General features: G+C 41.5%; 15 protein-coding genes. 8 read left to right on the top strand and 7 right to left on the bottom strand.

The features are described from left to right. The first annotated feature begins 128 nt into the window (after nt 1–128). Nucleotides 129–584 carry a Fur family transcriptional regulator gene (locus ACMX3D_RS07115; protein WP_482750736.1) on the top strand — a complete coding sequence of 152 codons (456 nt, stop codon included), beginning with the start codon at nt 129–131 and terminating at the stop codon, nt 582–584. Nucleotides 585–719: 135 nt separating this feature from the next. Here the strand turns inward: ACMX3D_RS07115 and ACMX3D_RS07110 are convergent, their stop codons facing one another. Beyond that, the gene (locus ACMX3D_RS07110; RefSeq protein WP_482750735.1) at nt 720–1,904 is read right to left on the bottom strand and encodes a peptidoglycan-binding domain-containing protein; all 1,185 of its coding nucleotides are present in this window, start codon (nt 1,902–1,904) and stop codon (nt 720–722) included. 19 nt (nt 1,905–1,923) lie between these two features. Then, a complete protein-coding gene (gene cobN, locus ACMX3D_RS07105; RefSeq protein ID WP_482750734.1) occupies nt 1,924–5,907 on the bottom strand; it encodes a cobaltochelatase subunit CobN in 3,984 nt (1,327 codons plus the stop codon). A gap of 135 nt (nt 5,908–6,042) precedes the next feature. Between cobN and ACMX3D_RS07100 the strand changes: the two genes are divergently transcribed. Together ACMX3D_RS07100 and ACMX3D_RS07095 are read left to right on the top strand one after the other, a co-directional pair. Beyond that, complete coding sequence (locus tag ACMX3D_RS07100; protein ID WP_482750733.1) at nt 6,043–8,067, top strand: GAF domain-containing sensor histidine kinase; 2,025 nt, start codon at nt 6,043–6,045, stop codon at nt 8,065–8,067. A 62-nt stretch (nt 8,068–8,129) separates the two neighbouring features. Beyond that, the gene (locus ACMX3D_RS07095; protein ID WP_482750732.1) at nt 8,130–8,819 is read left to right on the top strand and encodes an N-acetylmannosamine-6-phosphate 2-epimerase; all 690 of its coding nucleotides are present in this window, start codon (nt 8,130–8,132) and stop codon (nt 8,817–8,819) included. A 187-nt stretch (nt 8,820–9,006) separates the two neighbouring features. On the opposite strand, the gene ACMX3D_RS07090 is transcribed toward ACMX3D_RS07095, so the two are convergent. The 4 genes from ACMX3D_RS07090 to ssuD all read right to left on the bottom strand — a co-directional run bounded on the left by ACMX3D_RS07090 (nt 9,007) and on the right by ssuD (nt 12,813). After that, nucleotides 9,007–9,954 carry a D-2-hydroxyacid dehydrogenase gene (locus tag ACMX3D_RS07090; RefSeq protein ID WP_482750731.1) on the bottom strand — a complete coding sequence of 316 codons (948 nt, stop codon included), beginning with the start codon at nt 9,952–9,954 and terminating at the stop codon, nt 9,007–9,009. An 82-nt stretch (nt 9,955–10,036) separates the two neighbouring features. Then, nucleotides 10,037–10,810, bottom strand: a complete 774-nt coding sequence (locus tag ACMX3D_RS07085) for an ATP-binding cassette domain-containing protein (protein WP_482750730.1) — start codon at nt 10,808–10,810, stop codon at nt 10,037–10,039. 48 nt (nt 10,811–10,858) lie between these two features. Then, complete coding sequence (ssuC, locus tag ACMX3D_RS07080; protein ID WP_482750729.1) at nt 10,859–11,683, bottom strand: aliphatic sulfonate ABC transporter permease SsuC; 825 nt, start codon at nt 11,681–11,683, stop codon at nt 10,859–10,861. Next, a complete protein-coding gene (gene ssuD, locus ACMX3D_RS07075; protein WP_482750728.1) occupies nt 11,680–12,813 on the bottom strand; it encodes an FMNH2-dependent alkanesulfonate monooxygenase in 1,134 nt (377 codons plus the stop codon). The genes ssuC and ssuD overlap by 4 nt, the downstream gene beginning before the upstream one ends. Nucleotides 12,814–13,034: 221 nt before the next feature. Here ssuD and ACMX3D_RS07070 point away from each other — a divergent pair, with 221 nt between their 5' ends. Genes ACMX3D_RS07070 through ACMX3D_RS07060 form a run of 3 tightly spaced genes read left to right on the top strand, consistent with a single transcriptional unit; the run spans nt 13,035 to nt 17,650 of the window. Beyond that, nucleotides 13,035–13,997, top strand: a complete 963-nt coding sequence (locus ACMX3D_RS07070; protein ID WP_482750727.1) for a phosphate/phosphite/phosphonate ABC transporter substrate-binding protein — start codon at nt 13,035–13,037, stop codon at nt 13,995–13,997. 12 nt (nt 13,998–14,009) lie between these two features. Continuing rightward, nucleotides 14,010–16,256: an ATP-binding protein gene (locus ACMX3D_RS07065; protein WP_482750726.1), complete on the top strand. Its 2,247-nt coding sequence runs from the start codon at nt 14,010–14,012 to the stop codon at nt 16,254–16,256. Then, a complete protein-coding gene (locus ACMX3D_RS07060; RefSeq protein ID WP_482750725.1) occupies nt 16,253–17,650 on the top strand; it encodes a hybrid sensor histidine kinase/response regulator in 1,398 nt (465 codons plus the stop codon). The genes ACMX3D_RS07065 and ACMX3D_RS07060 overlap by 4 nt, the downstream gene beginning before the upstream one ends. Before the next feature lie 57 nt (nt 17,651–17,707). Here ACMX3D_RS07060 and ACMX3D_RS07055 read toward each other — a convergent pair whose 3' ends face one another. Next, nucleotides 17,708–19,390 (bottom strand): iron uptake porin, encoded by a 1,683-nt coding sequence (locus tag ACMX3D_RS07055; protein ID WP_482750724.1) that lies wholly within the window; start codon nt 19,388–19,390, stop codon nt 17,708–17,710. 1,037 nt (nt 19,391–20,427) lie between these two features. Between ACMX3D_RS07055 and ACMX3D_RS07050 the strand changes: the two genes are divergently transcribed. After that, nucleotides 20,428–22,053, top strand: coding sequence for an FAD-dependent oxidoreductase (locus ACMX3D_RS07050; RefSeq protein WP_482750723.1), 1,626 nt, complete (start codon nt 20,428–20,430; stop codon nt 22,051–22,053). Then, nucleotides 22,050–22,379 (top strand): 4Fe-4S binding protein, encoded by a 330-nt coding sequence (locus ACMX3D_RS07045; RefSeq protein ID WP_482750722.1) that lies wholly within the window; start codon nt 22,050–22,052, stop codon nt 22,377–22,379. The genes ACMX3D_RS07050 and ACMX3D_RS07045 overlap by 4 nt, the downstream gene beginning before the upstream one ends. The last annotated feature ends 100 nt before the right edge of the window (nt 22,380–22,479 follow it).

The following is a 22,479-nucleotide window of genomic DNA, read 5'->3' as shown; positions in this document are numbered from 1 at the left end:
TTGCCTTACGAGTTTCATTAACAAAGTTTGGGCATTTAACAAATATTGTCAATAAGCTACGATTGTTGCAAATTGCTCACAACATTTGTTATATTCTCAACTAATAGGCTTTGTTGAGAAAAATTAGTATGACAGTCTACACAACTACTTCACTCAAAGCAGAATTAAACGAAAGAGGTTGGCGTTTAACACCCCAGCGCGAAATAATTTTACACATTTTTCAAGAACTTCCGCAAGGTGAACACCTCAGTGCAGAGGATCTGTATCATCGATTAGAAACCGACGGTGAAGGCATCAGTCTCTCAACTATCTACCGGACATTGAAGCTGATGGCACGCATGGGAATTTTGCGGGAATTAGAATTGGGAGAGGGGCATAAACATTACGAACTCAACCAGCCCTACCCCCATCATCACCACCATTTGATCTGTGTTCGCTGCAACACAACTATTGAATTTAAAAACGATTCGATTTTAAAAATTGGTGCGAAAACTGCTCAAAAAGAAGGATTTCATTTGCTCGACTGTCAAATGACAATTCATGCAGTATGCCCCAAGTGCCAACGGGCATTAATGCCACTGTAGCATTGGGGCAGGGTAACTAAAGGAATGCACTCACATCAATTTTGGATTTTGGATGAACCAAAAAATCTAAAATTGGCAGAGTTATCGGAGGGAAGTAACCTATTGGGGATTCACATTGACGAACCTAAGCGGATGTTAAAAGCGTCCGCTTCTAATATCACTGAGACTGATACCGTAAAATTCTTGGGCTTGCTTAATAGCTTTTCTTGTATCATCTGCCAAGACACCGTTGAGCTTTCCTTTATAAAAGCCCTTGTCTCGCAACCGTCGTTGAATCTCTAACACACTAAAGTCACTCTTAGGTGCATTATTCACCTTGCTGTATAATTTAGCTCTAGTAGTAGGGCCAGCAATACCACTTACTGCTAAGTAGTTGTCCCCTTGGAAGCGACGTACAGCATCGGAAGTGTAAGAACCAAAGTAGCCATTTGGCTCTCCCTGTAAATATCCAGCTTTGATTAATTGTTCTTGCAGAACTCTAACTGCTTCACCGCGATCGCCCATGCGCAGATTGTCTCTATCAGCTGCTTTTTTTGGTGGAGTATCTTCGCCAAAACCTACTCCCCTGGCTGGCAGTTTGCTCAGAGTTGCTGGGCCAACAATTCCATCCACGTCTAGTTTATAAGCTTCTTGGAAACGCTTAACAGATTCTTCGGTAATGGGGCCAAAGATACCTGTGGAATTACCGTAGTAATAACCTGCTACCCGCAAGCGTTCTTGCAGAATTTTCACTTCTTCCCCTTCATCACCTTTCATCAGGTATTGGGAATTGCTGCGCTTGGCAGTTTGGGTAGTAGTTCTTGTGGTTGATGTACTAGCAGCTGCAACCCTAGATTTTTTGGCTGGTGTACTAGCAGGCGCAACCCTAGTTGTTTGAGATGTACGCACAACTGTTGGTTTTTTATCTGGGCTACTTGCAGATGATTTCCGCCAGTTATCTAATTTTTGCAGTGTAGTTGCCCCCACTACACCATCAATTGGTAAACCTGCTGCTTTTTGGAAGCGTCTGACAGCTTCTTCTGTGGGAAAATCATAAACTTGGGTGATGGGAGCTTGATAAAAACCTGCTTGTTGCAGTTTTTGTTGCAGATTTCTGACAGAAGGGCCTTGATCACCTCTTTCTAGAGCCAAGACACTATTGACACTACTGAGAATAGACAAGGTAAGCGCCAGAGGTAACATATACTTCCAAGCCTTACCAGAAAGCTTACTCCAGTCTGGTGCAGCTGCTTTGTCTAACAAAGCACTCAGCGATACCAAATCACTGGATTCACAATCTTCATAGGCGAAAGCTAGGTGCAAATATGCAAGGTTGTCCATAGTTGATTCCTACACCATTTTATTTGTCTGGAATATATTTTTCTTCGATGGCTGCTTCGGCTTGATGTACTAAATTTCTTAAATTATCTAGTGTCAGTGTATCCACATTTTCCCATAAACCACGCTGGTGTGCTTCAAGTAATCTTTCAGCAATATCACGCAACGCATGAGGATTATTGTACTGAATAAATCCTGAAACAGTTGTATCAAATAAATAAGAATCTGCTATCCCTTGATACATATGGTCTTCTACGCATTTGGTCGTGGCATCGTAGGCAAACAAAAAATCAACGGTTGCTGACATTTCAAATGCACCTTTATAACCGTGACGCATAACTCCAGCAATCCACTTAGGATTAATTACGCGCGAACGATATACTCGCGCAATTTCTTCTTTGAGTTTGCGAATCCGTGGATTAGCTGGAATAGAATTGTCACCAAAGTAAATTTGCGGATTTTTGCCTTGCAGAGAACGGGCGGCAACCGTTAAACCACCTTGAAATTGATAATAATCATCAGAATCAAGCAAGTCGTGTTCGCGGTTGTCTTGGTTGTGCAAAACAATTTGCATTTGTTGTAAACGCTGCTGAAATGCTTCTGGTGCAGCAATTCCTGTCAGTCCTTTTTGTTCTTGGGTAAAACTAGCACTAGTGTAGGCATAACAACTCCAGTTGATAAAAGCACGGGCTAAATCTTGCTCATCATTCCAGTTTTGCGATTCAATTAAACCTTGGAGTCCCGCACCGTAAGCACCTGGCTGTGAGCCAAAAATGCGATAATGCGATCGCGCTGTTGCCTCTTGTTGTGTTAAACCTTGTGCTATCCAATACTCTGTATCTTGCTGAACTTGCACTGCTAAGGGATTTTCGTCTGGAGGTTCATCCAAGGCCGCAACTGCTGTCACTGCTTGCTCGAATAAATCAATTAAGTTGGGGAAAGCATCTCGGAAAAATCCAGAAATTCTTAAGGTGACATCCACACGCGGACGACCCAAAATCGACAAGGGTAAAATTTCAAAATCTACAACTCGTCGCGCTGCACCATCCCACACAGGACGCACACCCAACAAAGCCAAGGCTTCAGCGATGTCATCACCACCAGTCCGCATAGTAGCCGTACCCCACAAAGACAAGCCCAGTGTTTTGGGATACTCACCATGCTCTTGTGTATAAGATTCAATTAAGTTCTCAGCAGCTTTTCTGCCAACATCCCAAGCTGTTTCGGTGGGTAAGGCTCGGATATCTACTGAGTAAAAGTTTTTGCCTGTGGGTAGGACTTCTGGTCTACCGCGTGTGGGTGCGCCGGAAGCACCACTGGGGACATATCCGCCATCAAGTCCGTGGAGTAAATTTGTAATTTCGGCGGGGGTTTGTTGGAGAGAGGGGAGGAGTTTGGTGTTTATCCAGTCTAGGGTAGTGCTGAGTGCTGAGGAGCCAGTCGCTTGGGCGGGTTTCCCACGCCACTTGCTACAACGGGGGGAACCCCCGCAACGCAGTGGCTCGACTTGAGCGAACTGGCGTTGCTGAGTGCTGAGGAGCCAGTCGCTTGGGCGGGTTTCCCGACTTGAGCGAACTGGCGTTGCTGAGTGCTGAGTTATTAGTTGTTCTACTAGTTCGGTGGCGTGTTGTTCTAAAAGTTCGACAACATCGCCGATGGTGCGGCAGGATTTTATTTTCACGCAGAGGCGCGGAGGCGCGGAGAGTGATTTGGAAGGATTGAAGAAGGAACTAAATTCATCTGTAAGTGGGTCTATGTCTATTCCCCAGGCTTGGGCTAGGGCGCGGGTAATACCGATGGAATGGCGGTTGGGGATGCGGGCGATCGCAACTACTAAGTCTCGCAGTTGTCTACCTTGGGGACATTGCCCAAAAATATGCAAGCCGTCGCGGATTTGAGCTTCTTTGAGTTCGCATAGATAGCCATCTAATGAGTTTAATATTGATAACTCGAAGTTGAAGATTGCTTCTTTGTTTTCTAGTCCTAAGTCTAAGTGGAGGTTTTCTTTGATGACTAGTTCACGGATGCGATCGCGAATGGCTGGTAATCTTGAAGGGTCTAAACTTTCGGCTTCGTAAAATTCATCAATTAAATTTTCTAACTGTTGCAATGCACCATACAATTCTGCACGGGTCATTGGTGGTGTCAGGTGGTCGATAATCACTGCTTGGGCGCGGCGTTTGGCTTGAGAACCTTCCCCAGGATCGTTGACAATAAACGGGTACAGATGGGGCATTGCACCGAAAGCAACTTCGGGATAACAATTACTCGATAAAGCCAAACTTTTCCCAGGTAGCCATTCCAGGTTGCCATGTTTGCCGACGTGTACCACAGCATCAGCACCAAAGCATTCTCTTACCCAGTAATAAAAAGCTAAATAAGCATGGGTTGGTTCTAAATCCGGGGCGTGATAATTCAAACTAGGGTCAATATCATAACCCCGAGCTGGTTGAATGCCTATGAAAATGTTTCCTAATTGAATTCCGGGAATTGGATACTCTTGTTCATGCCCTAATTGCCAACGTTCATTAATACCTTGTTTTACTGATTCCGGTAATGAAAGAAAATATTCTCGATACTCTTCACCAGTTACACTTTGATTTACTGGACGCAACTCTCTAGCTTCTGGGTCATTGGTTACGCCATCTGTCAGGCGTTGAATTAACTCGTTGCCATCAGCAAGTAAATTATCTATTTGATAGCCAGCAAGTTGCATAGCTTTAAGAATTTCTATACAACTAGCTGGTGTATCTAAACCTACTCCGTTGGCAAGGCGACCGTCGCGGTTAGGATAGTTAGCCAAAATCAGAGCGATGCGCCGTTCTTGGGGTGGCTTAGAACGTAGGCGTACCCAATTAGCAGCCAGTTGCGCGACAAATTCAATGCGATCGCTCACTGGTTTATAAACGACGACATCTGTTTCTATGTCTGGATTGCGTGTTTGCAAAGCTTTAAAAGATACAGCACGGCTAATAATTCTTCCGTCTACCTCTGGTAACGCCACATTCATAGCGATATCACGGGGCGATAACCCTTGGGGCTGCAACTCCCACTGCTCAACTGCACCGCCACTCAGGATTACTTGTAACACTGGCACATCTAATTTTTGCCACAGGTCGGTTTGGGGTGTTTCCGTATCTAAACGCGCTAGGGAAAAACTAGTGGTATTCAAAAGTATGGCGATTTGTTCTGCATCTTTGGGTTGAAAAAATTTGTTTAATTCATCTTGAACGCTGGGGTCACGTAGCGAAGAAACAAAAACTGGAATTGGTTGCAAGTTTCTCTGTACTAAGGCTGTACATAAAGCATCAATCACCTTAGTATTTCCCGATAGATAATGAGCGCGGTAGAAGAGAATGCCGACTTTGGGGAGTTGGGAATTGGATGGAGGGCAGGGAGCAGGGGGCAGATGAGAAGAACTTATAGTAAAATTTTCCCCTTGCTCCCCTGCCTCTTCTCTCCATTCATACAAACCCACACGGGGAACAATTTGCGGAGGTAGGGGATTAAAGGATGTGTTTGAGCAAGTATCAGCAATAAATTTCAAAGCATTAACGAAATTGTTAACACCACCTTCGTTGAAATATTGCCATACTTGGTTAACAATCTCTACAGAGACGGTAGATTGAGAAACTAATTCCGGGTCAAGCGCATCATCTCCTGGCATTACAATTAAGGTTGTACCCTTACGTTGTACAATTTCCTGCACCACTTCTAAACCGTAAGCCCAGTATGCACGTCCGCCTAAAAGACGTAAAATAATTACCTCGGCAAGTTCCAAAACTTGTTCGCTATATGTATCAATACTGATTTGTTGTTGTAACTGCAATAAGTTAGCGACTCTTAATGCAGGGAAATTTGTCGGTAATTTGGTAACTGCTGCTGCCAAAGTTTGAATGTCAGTATCGGCAGCCGTAATAAACACATACGGCGCTGGAGTTTGTTCTACAAAAATTAAACCTTCTGACTGATTCCATCCGACTGATTTAGCATTTATCCGATGCATTATCCCGCCTTACCGTCTTAAACTGTTGGTTAGAACACGATTAAAAACATTTCAGCCTAGCACAGCCAGTTACTAAAAGGGAGGTAATCTCTCCAAGACGCTGGCTCTTCACCCTCTCTCACCCGACCATTGAAAATGCTTAGTTCATCTGATTTGAGCTTTTCTCAAAATTTGCCTTTAGTTGTATTTAATCAGCTTGGGGAATTGTTACAGCAAATGGCTCAATCTGTGGAAAGTTCTGCGCTAGTGCTAACAGAAGCCGTGCTGGCGAGAATTCTTATACCTGAAGAATTGCAAGGTCAAAGATTCACATTGCTGGTTTCTGAGGATTTTAGTGCGCTTTTGCTAGGCACTTTGGCGCAGGGGAGTACAGGAGCCAAAGGAGACAAGGGAGCTTCAGAAGCAGGGGTAGAATATCTTACTCAGCACTCAGCATTCAGCACTCAGCACTCAGCACTCAGCACTCAACACTCAGCACTCAGCACTCAGCACTCAGCACTTCTCACTAGCTTGACATTTAATTCAGAAGCGATCGCCTCCTTTGTTGGCAAATTAAAAGATTTGTTTGCTAGTGGTTCTGATACTCATCAAAATTTGGAATATTACAGTCAAATTCTGCGTCCTAATGATGCTACGCTTCAAAGTCAATTCACGCTGTTGTTATTAGAATATCTCCTGCCACAAAAGAATGAGGAAGTGAGAGAAAACCTGAGCGCAAACCAAGCTGAAAATGTCTGTAAAGCAATCGAAAATGCTTTGCAAAAACAAATATCTCAAGAAAGATTGTTAAATCAAGTTACAACTCAGATCCGCAAAAGTTTAGATTTGCCAGTAATTATGGCAACAGCGATCGCTCAAGTGCGTGATTTTTTGAAATTAGATAGGCTAGTAATATATAAATTTGAGGGATCAAGGGTAAATACCCAAAACTCTCAAGTTAATCAGCAAAATAATTCTCAACCCCCAATACAAGATAGGCAAAAGTATGGGGGTTGTATCGTTTATGAAGCTAAGGCTACGGATGCGATTCCTTCGGTGTTACATTACCAAGAGACAAATTGCTTTACACGCCATTCTGCTTGTTGGGATAAGTATCGTCAAGGTTTTACTTTAGTTGTCGAGGATGTCGAAAAAACTTATGCCTTAGAAGAGTGTTTGTTAAATTTTCTCCGCACTAATCATGTCAGGGCAAAGTTAGCAGCACCGATTATTTTTGAAGAAAAAATCTGGGGTTTATTAATTGCTCATCAGTGTGATACACCCCGCCAGTGGAATGACAATGAGAAAAATTTACTGACTTCCATTGCTGAACAATTAGCGATCGCCATTCATCAATCTGAGTTAATGCGATCGCTAACTCAAGAAAAACAAACTCTCGAACAACGGGTACTTGAACGGACAATGGCTTTGCGTGATGCTTTATTAGCAGCTGAAGCCGCCAGTCGGTTACGCAATGAATTTCTCGCTACAATTAGTCATGAATTACTCACGCCGTTAACTTATGTTATCGGGATGTCTTCTACATTGTTGCGCTGGCCAATAGGTGAGTTGAGCCAAAGACAGCGAGATTATCTGCAAACAATCCACGACAGTGGAGAACATTTATTAGAAATGATCAATGACATCCTGGATTTATCACAAATCGAGGCTGGTAAAACAGTTTTAAATATTAATGAATTTTCTTTAGCAAAGATGGCAGAAAATGCTATTGATGCATTAATAGATAAAGCAACTAACCAACAAGTTCATCTTAAACTTGATTTACAAATTGATCCACGACGCGATCGCTTTAGTGCAGATGCTGAACGCATAGAACAGATACTCTGGAATTTATTAACCAATGCCATTAAATTTACACCAGAAGGTGGCAGTGTAACTTTGCGAATTTGGGTAGAAGATAATACTGCTATTTTTCAAGTTGAAGATACCGGAATTGGCATTTCTGAAGAGCAATTACCATTAATGTTCGAGAAATTTCAGCAGCTTGATACACCCTATCGTCGTCGTTATGAAGGTACAGGACTTGGTTTGGCTTTAACTAAACAACTTGTAGAACTGCATCGTGGTCGAATTGAAGTAGAATCCACAGTAGGTATCGGCTCTATTTTTACTGTCTGGATACCTGCTCAGTCAGTGAAAATGCTGAGTCCTGAATCATGAAAAGCAGGAGTTCAGGGATAATTACATTTGACTATGGACTATTGACCAATGACAAATGACCAATGACAAATGACCACTTAATTAAAACCCTAAAAAATGGACTGATTGTATCTTGTCAAGCCCCTGTTGATTCACCTTTGCATGAACCAACAATAATTGCGGCAATGACACAGGCTGCTGTTAATAATGGTGCTGTTGGCGTAAGGATAGATACACCAGTTCATATCAGTGCAGTCAGGGAGCGAGTGAAAGTTCCAATTATTGGGTTATGGAAGCAAGTAATTCCTAAATACGATGTATACATTACACCTCAGTTTCACCATGCTGCTGCTGTTGCTGTTGCTGGAGCCGATATAATTGCGATCGATGCAACAACAAGGCATCGTCCAGCTGGTGAGACAGTAGTAGATATAATTACTCGCATTCATCAGGAATTAGGCAAACCAGTCATTGCTGATGTGGATACAATCGAGGCAGCAAAAACCGCCGCCGCCGCAGGTGCAGATATTGTGGCGACAACCCTTTATGGCTATACTGCCAAAACTAATAATGATTCTCCACCTGGTTGGGAACTGCTAACGCAAATGGTAGAAGAGTTAAAAATTCCGGTGATTTGTGAAGGAGGTATTTCTTCACCGCAAATGGCGCGTCACGCTTTAGATTTAGGTGCTTATGCCGTGGTAGTCGGAACTGCCATCACAGGGATTGATTTGCAAGTGAAGAATTATCAACGAGCCATGCAAAACCGATGATAATGTTTAATACTATTTCACGGAATTCCTGATACAAATTCCTTTGCCTGCTCTTGCTACTCTAGGGCAGGCTTATTTACAAAAATTTGGTTTGTTGGATTTGTGCAATTGTCTGCTTAATACTAGTTTAAGCATAAATTTGTTGAAGTTACAAACAAATCTACTCTCTACTTCCTACTCCTCCAATTTAATACCCTGCTTGCTTGTCTACCACATTGCGTAAAGGCTGACCAGTTTGGTAGCGATTGAAGTTATCGAGAAATAATTGTATTGAACGCTGTTTGACTTTTGGGGAATGACCAGAACAGTGAGGAGTAATCAAGAGATTGGGAACCGACCACAAAGGACTGTCTGATGGTAATGGTTCTGTAACTACTGTATCTAAAGCAGCCCCAGCAATCCAACCTTCTGTGAGTGCTTTGATTAATGCTGGTTCATCAACTACAGCACCACGGGCAATATTAATTAAATAAGCATGAGCAGGGAGCGATCGCAATACAGTCTCATCAATCAAACCTTGAGTTTCTGAGGTGAGTGGTGTAGCAACTACTACATAGTCTGCTTCTGGCAGGAGCGATCGCCATTCATCTACACCGACAACTAAGTCAAAATTTGGTAGTCGTTGTGGGTGACGGCGAGTGCCAATAATTTTCATCCCAAAAGCTTGAGCGCGGGAAGCGATCGCTTGACCAATACCACCAGCGCCAATAATTAACAAAGTCGCATCCGTCAATTCTTGGATAGGAAAACCTCTTTTCCACTGACGTTCAGCTTGTAAAGCTTGTAAATCAGGTAGATGTTTGGCGTGGGAGAGTATATAAGTCAGCACAAATTCGGCAATCGGAATAGCATGAACTCCTGCACCATTGGTGAGGATGAGGTCACGTTCCAAATAAGTCGGAGTCAAAATATGATTTACCCCTGCATTCGGCGCATGATGCCAACGTAAAGTCGGCGCTGCTGCTAATACTCGATGTAAAATATGGCTTTTGAGAAAAAACCAACTTAAATAAACCTCTGCATCAGTGGCATCATAATCAAGATTGCCCTCACTATCAACTAGTACAACCTTGGTATCTGATGGTAGATGTGGCTCAATTTCGGCAGCGATTTCGATAGGTAAAATGACTTTCATACTTAAGTTACCTTGATATGGGTGTAAGGGTTTTGCTCAACTACACCCACACACCCCTACACCCCTTTTCCCCACCCCTGACTTAATAACTACCCAACTGCAATAACTGCTTATGTGCATAACTACCTTCCCGATTCATCACCTGGTCGAGAATCGTTTCTCTAATGCTTACAAATGCTTCATTACCCCTATCTCTAGGACGCGAAAGATTCACAGGCAAATCTAGAGCTATTCTGCCATCTTCAATCAAAATTACGCGGTCTGCCAATGCTACAGCTTCTTCCACATCATGAGTTACTAAAAATGCTGTAAATTGCTGTTCCTGCCACAATTTTTCAATCAATCGTTGCATATCAATCCGAGTCAGAGCATCTAAGGCTCCTAAAGGCTCGTCTAATAACAATAACTGTGGTTGACTGACTAATGCTCTGGCTAACGACACTCTTTGTCTTTGTCCACCAGAGAGTACAGATGGCCATTCTTCAGATCTATCTTGTAATCCAACTTGTTCTAGCGCCCACTGCGCCCTTTCACGCCAATTATCTTGCAAACCCAGCCCTACATTTTGGATGACGCGCTTCCATGCCAGCAATCGTGGGTCTTGGAACATGACCCTGACGGAACTACTCAACTTACGCAATGGTTCACCATCTAAAAGAATGCCGCCTGCACTTGGTTTCTCCAAGCCTGACACAAGGCGTAATAAAGTACTCTTACCACAACCACTACGCCCGACAATGGCAACAAATTCGCCTGGTGATACTTCTAAATTGACTGAATTTAAAACAGTTTTTCTGCCAAAAGCTTTCGTTAAATCCAAAATATTTAGTTGTGTTCCTTTTGGTTGAAAACTCATAAAGCCTCCTTAGTAGATTGTCATTTTTCGTTAGATTTATCTGGCAAATCAAGCATTTTGATAATTAGGATGCCAAGCCAACCATTTTCTTTCTAAAAATCTGGCAGTAGCATCTGCTAATTTACCCAGTAAGGCATAAATAAAAATGCTCAAAACTACAACATCAGTTTGCATAAATTCACGGGCATTCATAGCCATATATCCCAACCCGGAATCAGCGGCAATTGTTTCTGCGACAATTAGTGTCAACCACATGATTCCTAAAGAAAAGCGAACACCTACAAGAATTGAAGATAATGCCCCTGGTAAAATGATTTGCCACAAAAGTTGTGCAGGTTTTAATCCATAAACTCTGCCCATCTCAATCAAGCCTGGATCAACGCTACGAATGCCATGAAATGTATTGAGATAAAGAGGGAAAAATACACCCATAGATACAAGAAATAATCTGGCTTGGTCACCAATACCAAACCATAAAATTACTAGGGGAATTAATGCCAAATTAGGAATTGTTCGCAGCATTTGCAGTGAACTATCTAAGAGTTTTTCTGCAAGTGGAAAAATACCATTAAGTAATCCTAAACTAAACCCAATACTGCCACCTACTAAAAAACCAGAGATTGCACGTCCAGCACTGATGCCTATATGTTGAAATAATTCTCCGGTTGACGCTAATTTAAATGCTGTAATTACTACACCACTGGGTGCAGGTAAAATTCGGTTGGAGAGTAGACCAGTTCTGGATGATAGCTCCCAAAGTACTACTACAAAAATCGGTACAATCCAAGGTACTATTTTTTGAATTTGCTGATGTTGTAGTATTTCTTTCGGCGAGACGCTGTGATTTTTGGTGTTTTTTAAGGTAATAGTCATGAGGCACTTGTTAGTTGTTTAGTAAATTTTTCACTGGCGATAGAAGTCAAGATTGGTTGTGTAGGCGGTGTCGATTCACTTTGCAAAGGTAGGTGAGGGAATAATAATTCTGCGGTACGATAAGCTTCTTCTAGATGGGGATATCCAGAAAAAATGAAGGTTTCTATACCTAGTTGTTGATACTCCAACATCCTGGCGGCTACAGTATCGGGATCGCCAACTAAAGCAGTACCAGCACCACCACGCACTAAACCAATTCCTGCCCAGAGGTTGGGGCTAATTTCTAGGGTTTCTCGACTGCCGTTGTGTAGCCCAGTCATACGTCGCTGCCCTTCAGAATCGGAACTGGCAAAGGCTTTTTGGGCTTGGGCGATCGCATCCTCATCGATATATTTAATTAACTCGTTGGCTGCTTCCCAAGCCGCAGACTCTGTTTCACGCACAATCACATGCAGGCGAATGCCAAAACGTACTGTTCTACCTTGTTCGGCTGCTAGTTGTCTAACTTCGGCAATTTTTTGGGCTACTTGTTCAGGAGGTTCACCCCAAGTTAAATAAGCATCAATATGTTTGGCTGCAACTCGCTTCGCCGCAGCTGATGAACCGCCAAACCACAGTGGCGGATAGGGTTTTTGGATGGGTGGGAATAACAGTTTACCGCCTTGAATGTCTAGATATTTGCCTTTGAAATCAACTGTCTCCCCACTCATAATTCCCCGCCAAACTGTGAGGAATTCGTCAGTTAAGTCATAGCGATCGTCGTGACTTAGATGCAAACCATCTCCTGCTAATTGCTTTGGTTCTCCACCTGTGACGACATTAATTAGCAATCGCCCGTTTGACATCCGATCAAATGTTGCTGCCATGCGTGCGGCAACGCTAGGCGAACTAATTCCTGGACGAATTGCTACTAAGAATTTCATCCGCTTGGTGACAGGTATGAGAGAGGCAGCTGTTATCCATGCATCTTCACAAAAAGGCCCTGTGGGTAACAAAGCACCTGTATAGCCCAAGTTATCTACAGCTTGGGCAATTTGCTGTAAATACTCTGGAGTCGCATCCCGTCCTCCAAGTTGTGTTCCTAAATAGTGTCCGTCACGAGCTGTGGGAATAAACCAAAGAATTTGCATTATTGTTAAGCTGGCTTAATAAACTACGGTTATTCGGTAGAGTTACCGTATTTAATAGTCAAAATTGTACAGGAAATTATGGAAAAAGCAAGTCCCTTTTCCATATATTTGATGCAAAACAGAAAAGTGATTTGGATGATGAGTGTGAGAAGATGGGCAGTTTTGGGATTAATAGAACAGTCAACGTTTTTTGAGAGAACAGGCTTCAAAAGGATAAAACCATGCACCAGCAACTTTGCCGTCAAGTGGTGAAAAGTCTTTCTGGTCGAAAAGTTACTTTTTGTATCTGTGTATTAGCGATCGCTATTAGCGCCTGTACTCCCACTCGTGAAATTTCCTCTACTCTGCCAGGAAATATTACTCAATTGCCTGCGAGTAAAAATACTCAAAAAGGAGACGAATTAGCGACTGTCACAATGGCAATCATTCCGTGGCAGGTTTCAGCAGAACAAGAAAAGAAACTTCAACCTTTGGCTGATTATCTAACAAAGGCGCTAAAACGACCCTTTAAATTTCAAATTACTAAGGACTATACAACAGCCGTTGATGCTTTAGTTAAAGGAAAAGTAGATTTGGCATATCTTGGGCCTAGTAGCTACATTGAAGCGCGTCTTCAAGACCCCAAGATTGAGCCACTTGTTTCACCAATTAATCAAGAAACCAAACGACCTTGGTACACATCGGTAATCATTGCCAGTAAGGCTAGTGGTATTAAAACTCTGCAAGATTTAAAGGGTAAGCGATTTGCCTTTGTTACCAAGTTATCTACTTCTGGATATGTTGTACCAATGGCTCATTTTATGGAAATTGGCATCAATCCTGAAAAAGACTTTAGCTCAATAATTTTTGCTGATAGTCATGATAAATCTAAGCAAGCTTTAATCAAAGGCGAAGTAGATGCGATCGCTGATGATAAGCGTTCATATACTCAACAAATCAAAGACAAAAAAATTGATCCAAATAAATACATAATTATTTGGGAATCTGTACCACTACCGAGCGTCCCAATCACTGCTTCTAGTAAAGTCTCTACCGAATTAAAAGATGCTTTGAAAAAAGCACTGATTGATGCACCTCCAGGGCTGGTTGAACCTTCTGGTGCTGTTGGTGCTGGATACACTTTGGTACAAGACGGCGACTACGAGATCATTAGAAAATTTCAAACACGCGTTTCCCAAAAATAAGGCAACTTAAATATGCGGATTACGACCAAGTGCATTGGGTCATCTGCGATCGTTGTGGGATTAGTTGGTTCCATTTTAATTGGTGGCGACTTATTTATCAGACGAGCAGAAGAATCAGCACAAGCAACCCAGTCCAAAAATGCTAAAGCACTAACAACTATTCTGCAAATAAATGTAGCTGTGAACAACCAAGTAGCAGCGCTTAAAGATATGATTTTGCTCAAGCGCGATGCTTCTAATCAGGTGAAATATCAAGATGCTTTATCTCAATTCTACATAGATTTAGACCAGTTAGAAAATTTAAAGCCAGAGATAGCAGCAGAATTAGTGAAAATTCGCGATCGCCATAGCCTGCTGGCTGATCTAGTCGATGAACTTACAAGTCAATCTCATACAGAAAAACCCTTAGAGTTAGCAGGATCGCAGCAAGATTTTCGCGTCATCAACGCCTTTTCTAGAGATATTGAATTGTACTTGAAGTTATTAACCGAAAAACTGCAAAAACAAGATGTATTAGCCAAGCAGGAATTTGACAACTTCAAACAAACCACTCAACTTATCAGACAAATTCTCATTCTATCCATTCTTTTGGTATTTGTTGGTCAATTATTACTGATTCTCCTGCCAGTAATTCGCTCTATTCAAAAACTACAAGTAGGAGCAACTAAAATCGGCAATGGTGATTTAGAATATCGCCTAAATATCCAAACCAAAGATGAAATTGAACAACTAGCTAATGCTTTCAACCAAATGGCTGCAACCTTGGCTGAATCATATCGTTCTCTGGAGTTAAAAAAAGAAATCGCTGATGCAGCCAATCGTGCCAAAAGTGAATTCTTAGCAAACATGAGTCATGAATTGCGAACCCCACTAAACGGCATTCTCGGTTATGCACAAATTCTGCAATCTGATAAAAATGCTACTGCTAAACAACAAGATGGCTTAAGAATTATTTATCAGTGTGGCTCACATTTACTAACATTAATTAACGACATTCTCGATTTATCCAAAATTGAAGCTCAGAAAATGGAACTTTATAATAATGACTTCCATTTTTTGGCTTTTCTACAAAGTGTAGTAGAAATTTGTCGAATTCGTGCCGAGCAAAAAGGGATCTCATTCATTTATCAACCTGATACGGAATTACCTGTAGGCATTTGGGCAGATGAAAAACGATTACGTCAAGTGCTACTTAACCTATTAGGTAATGCGATTAAGTTCACCGAAAGAGGCGGTGTTAAATTTACTGTCTGCCTCTTGGAAAAACCAATTTTATCTGCAAGTCATAAATCAGCAATTCATCGAATTCGATTCCAAATTGCTGACACTGGAGTTGGTATGAGTCCAGAACAGTTAGCAAAAATATTCTTACCCTTTGAGCAAGTTGGAGATACTAAAAAGCAAGCAGAAGGTACTGGATTAGGTTTAGCAATTAGCCAAAATATTGTGCAATTGATGGATAGTAGTATCCAAGTTAAAAGTGAGTTAGGTCAAGGTAGTACATTTTGGATTGACTTAAACTTGCAAGATTCAGTGGATTGGATGCAATCTGCTAGAGTTGTCGCAGAAGGGAAAATTATTGGTATTACAGGTAATACTAAGCGAACAATTCTGATTGTAGATGATAGATGGGAAAACCGTTCAGTTGTTATTAATCTGCTAGAAGAAATCGGATTTGAAATAGCAGAAGCCTCTGATGGTCAAGAAGGTTTAGAAAAAGCTTGTCAACTTTTACCAGATTTAATTATCACAGATTTGACAATGCCTGTATTAGATGGCTTTGAGCTAACACGCCGTCTCCGTAAACTACCAGAGTTTCAGAATCTCAAAATTATTGTTTCATCTGCTAGTGTATTTGAATCTGATCAGCATAAAAGTATCGGAGTCGGTGCTGATGATTTTTTACCAAAACCTGTGCAAGCAGATGAGTTATTAGGAAAGTTACAAAAGCACTTGCAGTTAGAGTGGATTTACGATTCTCCTGATGAAAAACAGGAAAAACCTTATGAACTTCAAAAATCAGATGTGACTACTGTTAATTCTTCAGAATTAATTACACTTCCAACTGAAGAAATTGAGCAACTTTTTGAGTTGGCAATGAGAGGTAATATCAGAGGTATTCGAGAGCAAGCACAAAAGTTGAAATTTTTAGATGAAAAATTTACCCCATTTGCTGAAGAGTTACAGCAACTTGCTAAAAGCTTTCAAATCGAAAAAATTCGGGAGTTAATTAACTTACATCGAGGAGAGCAAAAATGAGTTTACCTGTTACAGAGATAGGGGTAATTTTGATTGTAGATGATAACCCCAATAATTTAGAAGTGCTATCAGAAGCATTGATGGATACTGGTTGGGAGATATTGATTGCTGTCGATGGAGAAAGCGCGATCGCTCAAGCTGAATATACCAAACCTGATCTCATTCTCTTGGATGTGATGATGCCAGGAATTGATGGATTTACTACTTGCGATCGCTTAAAGTTAAATCCTACGACCTGCGATATCCCCATAATTTTTATGACAGCCCTCTCAGATACTGTTGATAAAGTTAAAGGATTAAAATTGGGCGCAGTAGATTACATTACTAAACCTTTTGAGCAAGAAGAAGTATTAGCGCGGGTTAAAACTCATCTCAAAATTCGTCACCTCACAAAGCAATTGCAAACGCAAAATGAGCAACTCAAACAAGAAATAGCTGAACGTCTAGCAGTCGAAACTCAATTTCACAAGTTAAATCAAGAATTAGAACAAAGAGTAGAAGAACGTACTGTTCAACTTTCTCAAGCATTACATAATTTACATCAAGCTCAAGTTAGCTTAGTTCAACGAGAAAAAATGTCTGCCCTCGGTGAATTAATTGCTGGTATCGCTCATGAAATTAACAATCCAGTCAACTGCATTTTAGGAAACCTTGGTCATGCTTCTGAATATACCGAAAATTTTATTGAATTGTTACGTCTTTATCAGCAACATTATCCCGAGCCTGTGCCAGAAATTGCCGAAAAAATAGATGAAGTTGATATAGATTACTTAGTTGGTGACTTTCCTAAAATCATCTCATCAATGCATAAAGCTACAAAGCATATGGCACAGATGATTCATTCACTTAGGCACTTTTCTCGACGAGATGATTCTGTTGCTCAACCGATAGATATTCATGAGAGCATCAACAGCACCTTAATGATTTTGCAATATCGCCTGAAAGCCAGCCCAGAACGGACTGAAATTCAGGTCGTCAAAAAGTATGAGAATTTGCCCTTAGTAGAATGTTTTCCTGGGCCATTAAATCAAGTTTTTATGAATCTCTTAGCCAATGCAATTGATGCTATAGAGGAGTCATTTGTTACTGGTCATTTATCTTTAATAGAAGACAAAGGACAAATCAAAATCTGCACAAGTTTAGAAGCACAAAGTTCATCGGTGAAAATTCAAATTACTGATAACGGCATTGGTATGAATCCAGAAGTTCAACAGCGTTTATCGGAACCGATGTTTACTACCAAACCTGTAGGTAAAGGAACAGGATTAGGATTATCTATTAGTCGGCAAATTGTTGAGGAAAAGCACAGAGGAAAGCTTGGGTTTCAGTCTGAGGCGGGTAAAGGTACAGAATTTTGGTTGGAAATTCCTCTCATCTCAAATCTGACTAATTAGTTACTACACCCACAACAAATTTTGCTTGCTTATTTGGCTGATTCCTACTTTTTTCGCCTAGAAACTAAATGTAGTTCGTAGCGCACCTACCCAAATAGCATCGTTAGCATCATTATGTTCTGGATTTGTAATCACATAAAAAGTTGGTGTCACTCTAATATTGTCATTGACTCGGAATGTATAGAAAGCTTCTAAATGTAAAGCAGTATCAGGATCTTCTCGACGTGGTGCGCCTGGTCTAGGTCTGTAATCGTTACTAGTAACTTTCGGCGGTACACCCACAATCAATCCACCTACATTACCTTCTTTAAATAAGTCTAAAAAAGCCAAGGTGAGTGCGCCGTTAACTATTGTTGCATCATTATTAGGGCCACTTTCTTGATGAGCTAGTGTATAACTAAACCAACCACCTAAAACAAAGCGACGACTGGCTCTCCAGTTAAATTGCAGCCCAAAATTATCGGTGGAAGTAGAGTTTTGCTCAAAAGGATTTCTTGCGAACGCACTACCTGTACCGCCAGTCAAGTTAAAACCAGTTCTAGTCCCAAAATATTTATGGACGTAAGCAAGACCAATATCTAACTGACGGGTGGGCGATAAAGTTAGCTGACTAAAGATTATGTTATTAGCGTCAGCAAATCCATTACCTTCACCAACTACTCTACTAGCCTGAGTGTTATCGGCTGTATAAGCTAAGCTCAATTGCACTTGATTACTAAACTTGTATCCTAAAGCTGCACCTGCTCCGTCAAAACCAGGCCTGTAAACAGTCGGGTTGAATGTAGCAAATCGAGAAACAGCACCACTTAACCCACCAATAGACGAGTTTAAAGTAGGAGCATAAATAGCTGGTTGTAATGCTCTAGGCCCTACCCAAACAGTGGCATTTTTACCCAGGGGAAAACGGTATACTAACTGACTAAGATATGTTCCATCCTCACCACTACTATCAAATGTAAACCTGGTCATTGCTGTACCAGTACTGTTGGTCAAGTTAGGAATATTGTTGTTGGATAAAATGGTTGATAGTTGGTCTCTGCCGGTGAAGCTTGTTTGTAGGATCAATCGAGAGCGATAACCAAAAAAAGCTTGAGTATCATCTTTTGTATCATTAGCTAATCGATTATTGGCGCGATCGCCAAAGGTGTCAGCCACGACAAATACTGCATCGCCTAGTAGTTTGGTGGTGGTAGAAAATTGATTGGCTTCTACCTCAGCAGTCCGTGCTTCTAAACTATCTAGTCTTCCACGTAATTCTTGCAGTTCTGGGGCAAATTCTGCTTGTAGCTTTTGCAGAGTCGCTAAATCTTCTTTTTTGACTAAATCAGCAGTATTAGAAGCAATTAACTCGCTCAGACGGTCAAGTGCTGCATTTAAGCCTGCCGCAAATTCATAGCGAGTTAAAGCGCGATTCCCTTTGAATGTACCATCTGGATATCCGGCGATCGCTCCATACCGTTCAACTAGAGATTGCAAAGCCTGAAATGCCCAATCTGTAGGTCTAACATCAGATAGTTGCGATACTGATGTTACTTGTCCTGTGATTTCGGTTGACGAATTGGCGGTTTCTTGAGCTTGATTTATCTCTACGCTTTGCGAAATCATTGTCTTTGCTACAGTTTCCTGTTTTGCTTCTGTTGGTTTTGGGACAACATCTGCATTCGCTACTGAAGATACAAATAAAAATCCATAAAAAACGGTAGGGATAACTAGCAAATAGTTCCACAAAAATTTAGACATGGGTTGTTTCTCGCACAATCTGGATTTATGTTCTGGCAAAAGGTAAAAGAACCTTATGGAAGACCAAACATTGGAATATACCATTCCTGGAATTTATCTTTTCCAGGTTGTTTAGTTGAAATATTTACTTGTTGATCAGTTTCTACTTTGTCTTAAATTGACAACAGATTCTTGATATAGGACTCATATTTGATTTCTGCGAAGCTAGGTACACTTTTATTCCTTCTTACCTGTTCCCCGTTCCCTTCCTACGCAAATGTTTTCAGGAATCAAATCAGATTCCTATAGCTAAAATCTCTTCGTAGCAAGAGCCATACTTTAGCGATTCACTGTCTAACTTCGTTCATTTAATACAAATATTTGGGTTTTGTGAAAATTGTGACCATGATTTTCTCTTAATTCAATTTCAATGATTGAATTAAAACAATACTGTTGATGCTAATTTTTTAGATTTTATAGTGTATTTGTCAAGCCAAATATTGAAAAATTTATTCAGATTTTGTGACAAATAAACGATAGATTGAGATACTCACATAGTTTTTTAGTGAAAATTTTTAACTAGAATAATCAAGCTTGTAAATCTGGTGATATCATCTCAAAATATTCAGTTACTGTTGGTTTTCACTAACTTAGCTATTCGATGAGTAAGGTTAGCCCTGATGTAGAAATAGCTAAAATTGCGGTCTATGATGAATAGTAGGTTAAAAACAACGGTAAATCTATCGACTTTATGTTATTTAGAATTACTTTTGTGATATTTGCATAAACCAATATAAAAATCAAGCCCTTTTCCTAGGCATTAAACTTGCTTCATATAACGTTACTTTTAAATTGATTACGAGTCTTGCTTTTTTTAGGGAACCATGAGAGACTTCGTTATAGTTAAAATACGGTAAATCGGTAGAGTTACCGTATTAAAATAGCAAGCGAATTTGCTGGTAATCAGCCAAATTATCAGTTGAGGCTGTTAGTAAGCAGTTAGCAAAGAAGGGAAAAATTTTCTCCGGTGTGCAGCTATCAATGGGGAGAGAAAGTTAATGTTAAAGACGTTAGCAAATAATTTTGCACTCAACTTAGAAGCAGATGTACTTGTAATTGGAGGTGGCCCAGCAGGTACTTGGGCTGCGTGGAGTGCTGCATCTGGTGGTGCGAGGGTGGTGCTTGTAGATAAAGGCTACTGTGGCACATCTGGATGTGCTGCGGCATCTGGGAATGGAGTGTGGTATGTACCACCCGAACCAAAAGCGCGAGAAACTGCGATGGCGAGTCGAGAATCATTAGGGGGATTCTTAGCAAACCGCCGTTGGATGGCTCGTGTTTTGGATCAGACTTTTGCGAACGTCAATCTATTAGCTGAGTGGGGTTATCCCTTTCCTGTTGATGATCAAGGTAAACCCTATCGGCGATCGCTTCAAGGCCCAGAATATATGCGGCTAATGCGGCGGCAAATTAAACGCGCTGGAGTGCAAATACTAGATCATAGCCCCGCCTTAGAACTACTAGTAGACAAAGAAGGCAAAGTTGCAGGTGCAACCGGCATCAACCGTCAGACGAGTGAAAAGTGGAGAGTGCTATCAGGAGCTACCATCATTGCCACCGGTGGTTGTGCATTCTTGAGCAAAGCGTTAGGGTGCAACATCCTAACTGGGGATGGTTACTTGATGGCGGCAGAAGCAGGTGCCGAAATGTCGGGTATGGAGTTTTCCAATGCTTACGGCATCTCTCCTGCCTTTTCCTCAGTTACCAAAACCCTCTTTTACAACTGGGCAACCTTTACCTACGAAGATGGCACACCAATTCCCGGTGCAGGTTCTCAACGAGGACGCTCTGTAATTGCTGAAACCTTACTGCAACAGCCAGTTTACGCCATTCTAGATAAAGCTTCCGAAGAAATGCAGGCATCGATGCGTTTAGCACAGCCCAACTTCTTCTTACCCTTTGACCGTGCGCGTATTGACCCATTTACCCAACGTTTCCGCATAACCCTACGCCTAGAAGGTACAGTACGCGGTACAGGTGGAATTCGGATTATTGATGACACCTGTGCTGCTTCTGTGCCAGGACTTTATGCAGCTGGCGATGCTGCTACCCGCGAACTAATTTGCGGTGGTTTCACAGGTGGCGGTAGCCATAATGCCGCTTGGGCGATTTCCTCCGGTTATTGGGCAGGAAATTCTGCTGCCAAGTATGCCTTAAATCTAGGACAGCAAGTACATCAACGCCAAGTTCGAGGCGTGGGTGAAGCAGTGTTGCAGCCAAAAACTGAAAACTCTTCTAGCCTAAACATCAACGAATTCATCCAGGCAGTACAAACCGAAGTCTTCCCCTACAATCGCAATTATTTCCGCACAGAAAAAGGCTTATCTGAATCTCTCTCCCGCCTCAATAGCCTGTGGCAAATAATCCGCGATACCCATATAGAAGACAACCAACTCATCCGAGCGCGAGAAGCCGCCGCAATGGTAGCCACAGCGCGATGGATGTACAGCAGTGCCTTGGAACGCAAAGAAACGCGCGGAATGCACAAACACCAAGACTATCCCCAACAGGATGCTAATCAACAACATTACTTAATTAGTGGTGGTTTAGATCAAGTTTGGGTAAAAACAGAACCACTCAACAGCGCTGATAAATCTTTATCAAAAACAGGAGTAGCAGCGTGATTGAGTTAGTCAGCCAGTCACGATGCATTGGGTGTAATCTCTGCGTTAACGTTTGCCCTACTAACGTATTTGATCCTGTACCTGATGCACCGCCAACAATTGCACGTCAGAGTGATTGCCAAACCTGTTTTATGTGCGAATTGTATTGTCCTGTTGACGCTCTTTATGTAGCACCAGAAACTGAGCTACAAACCTCAGTCAACGAGGCAGAATTGGCGGCATCTGGATTACTTGGTAGCTACCGCAAAAATATCGGATGGGGAAAACAACAAACTTCTACCGCCAAAACGGATCAAACATTTCAAGTTTTAAAACAGATGAAATGAGGAGAATAAGCTTCGTGCATCTGCGTTGAATGTTGACGGTTAACCATCAGCAGCCAATAAACCTCAGTTCTGACTCCTGAATTTGATTTCACAACGGAGA

The sequence above is a fragment of the Anabaena sp. TISTR 8404 genome (assembly GCF_056847745.1).
This window is presented reverse-complemented; position numbering and strand designations above follow the sequence as displayed.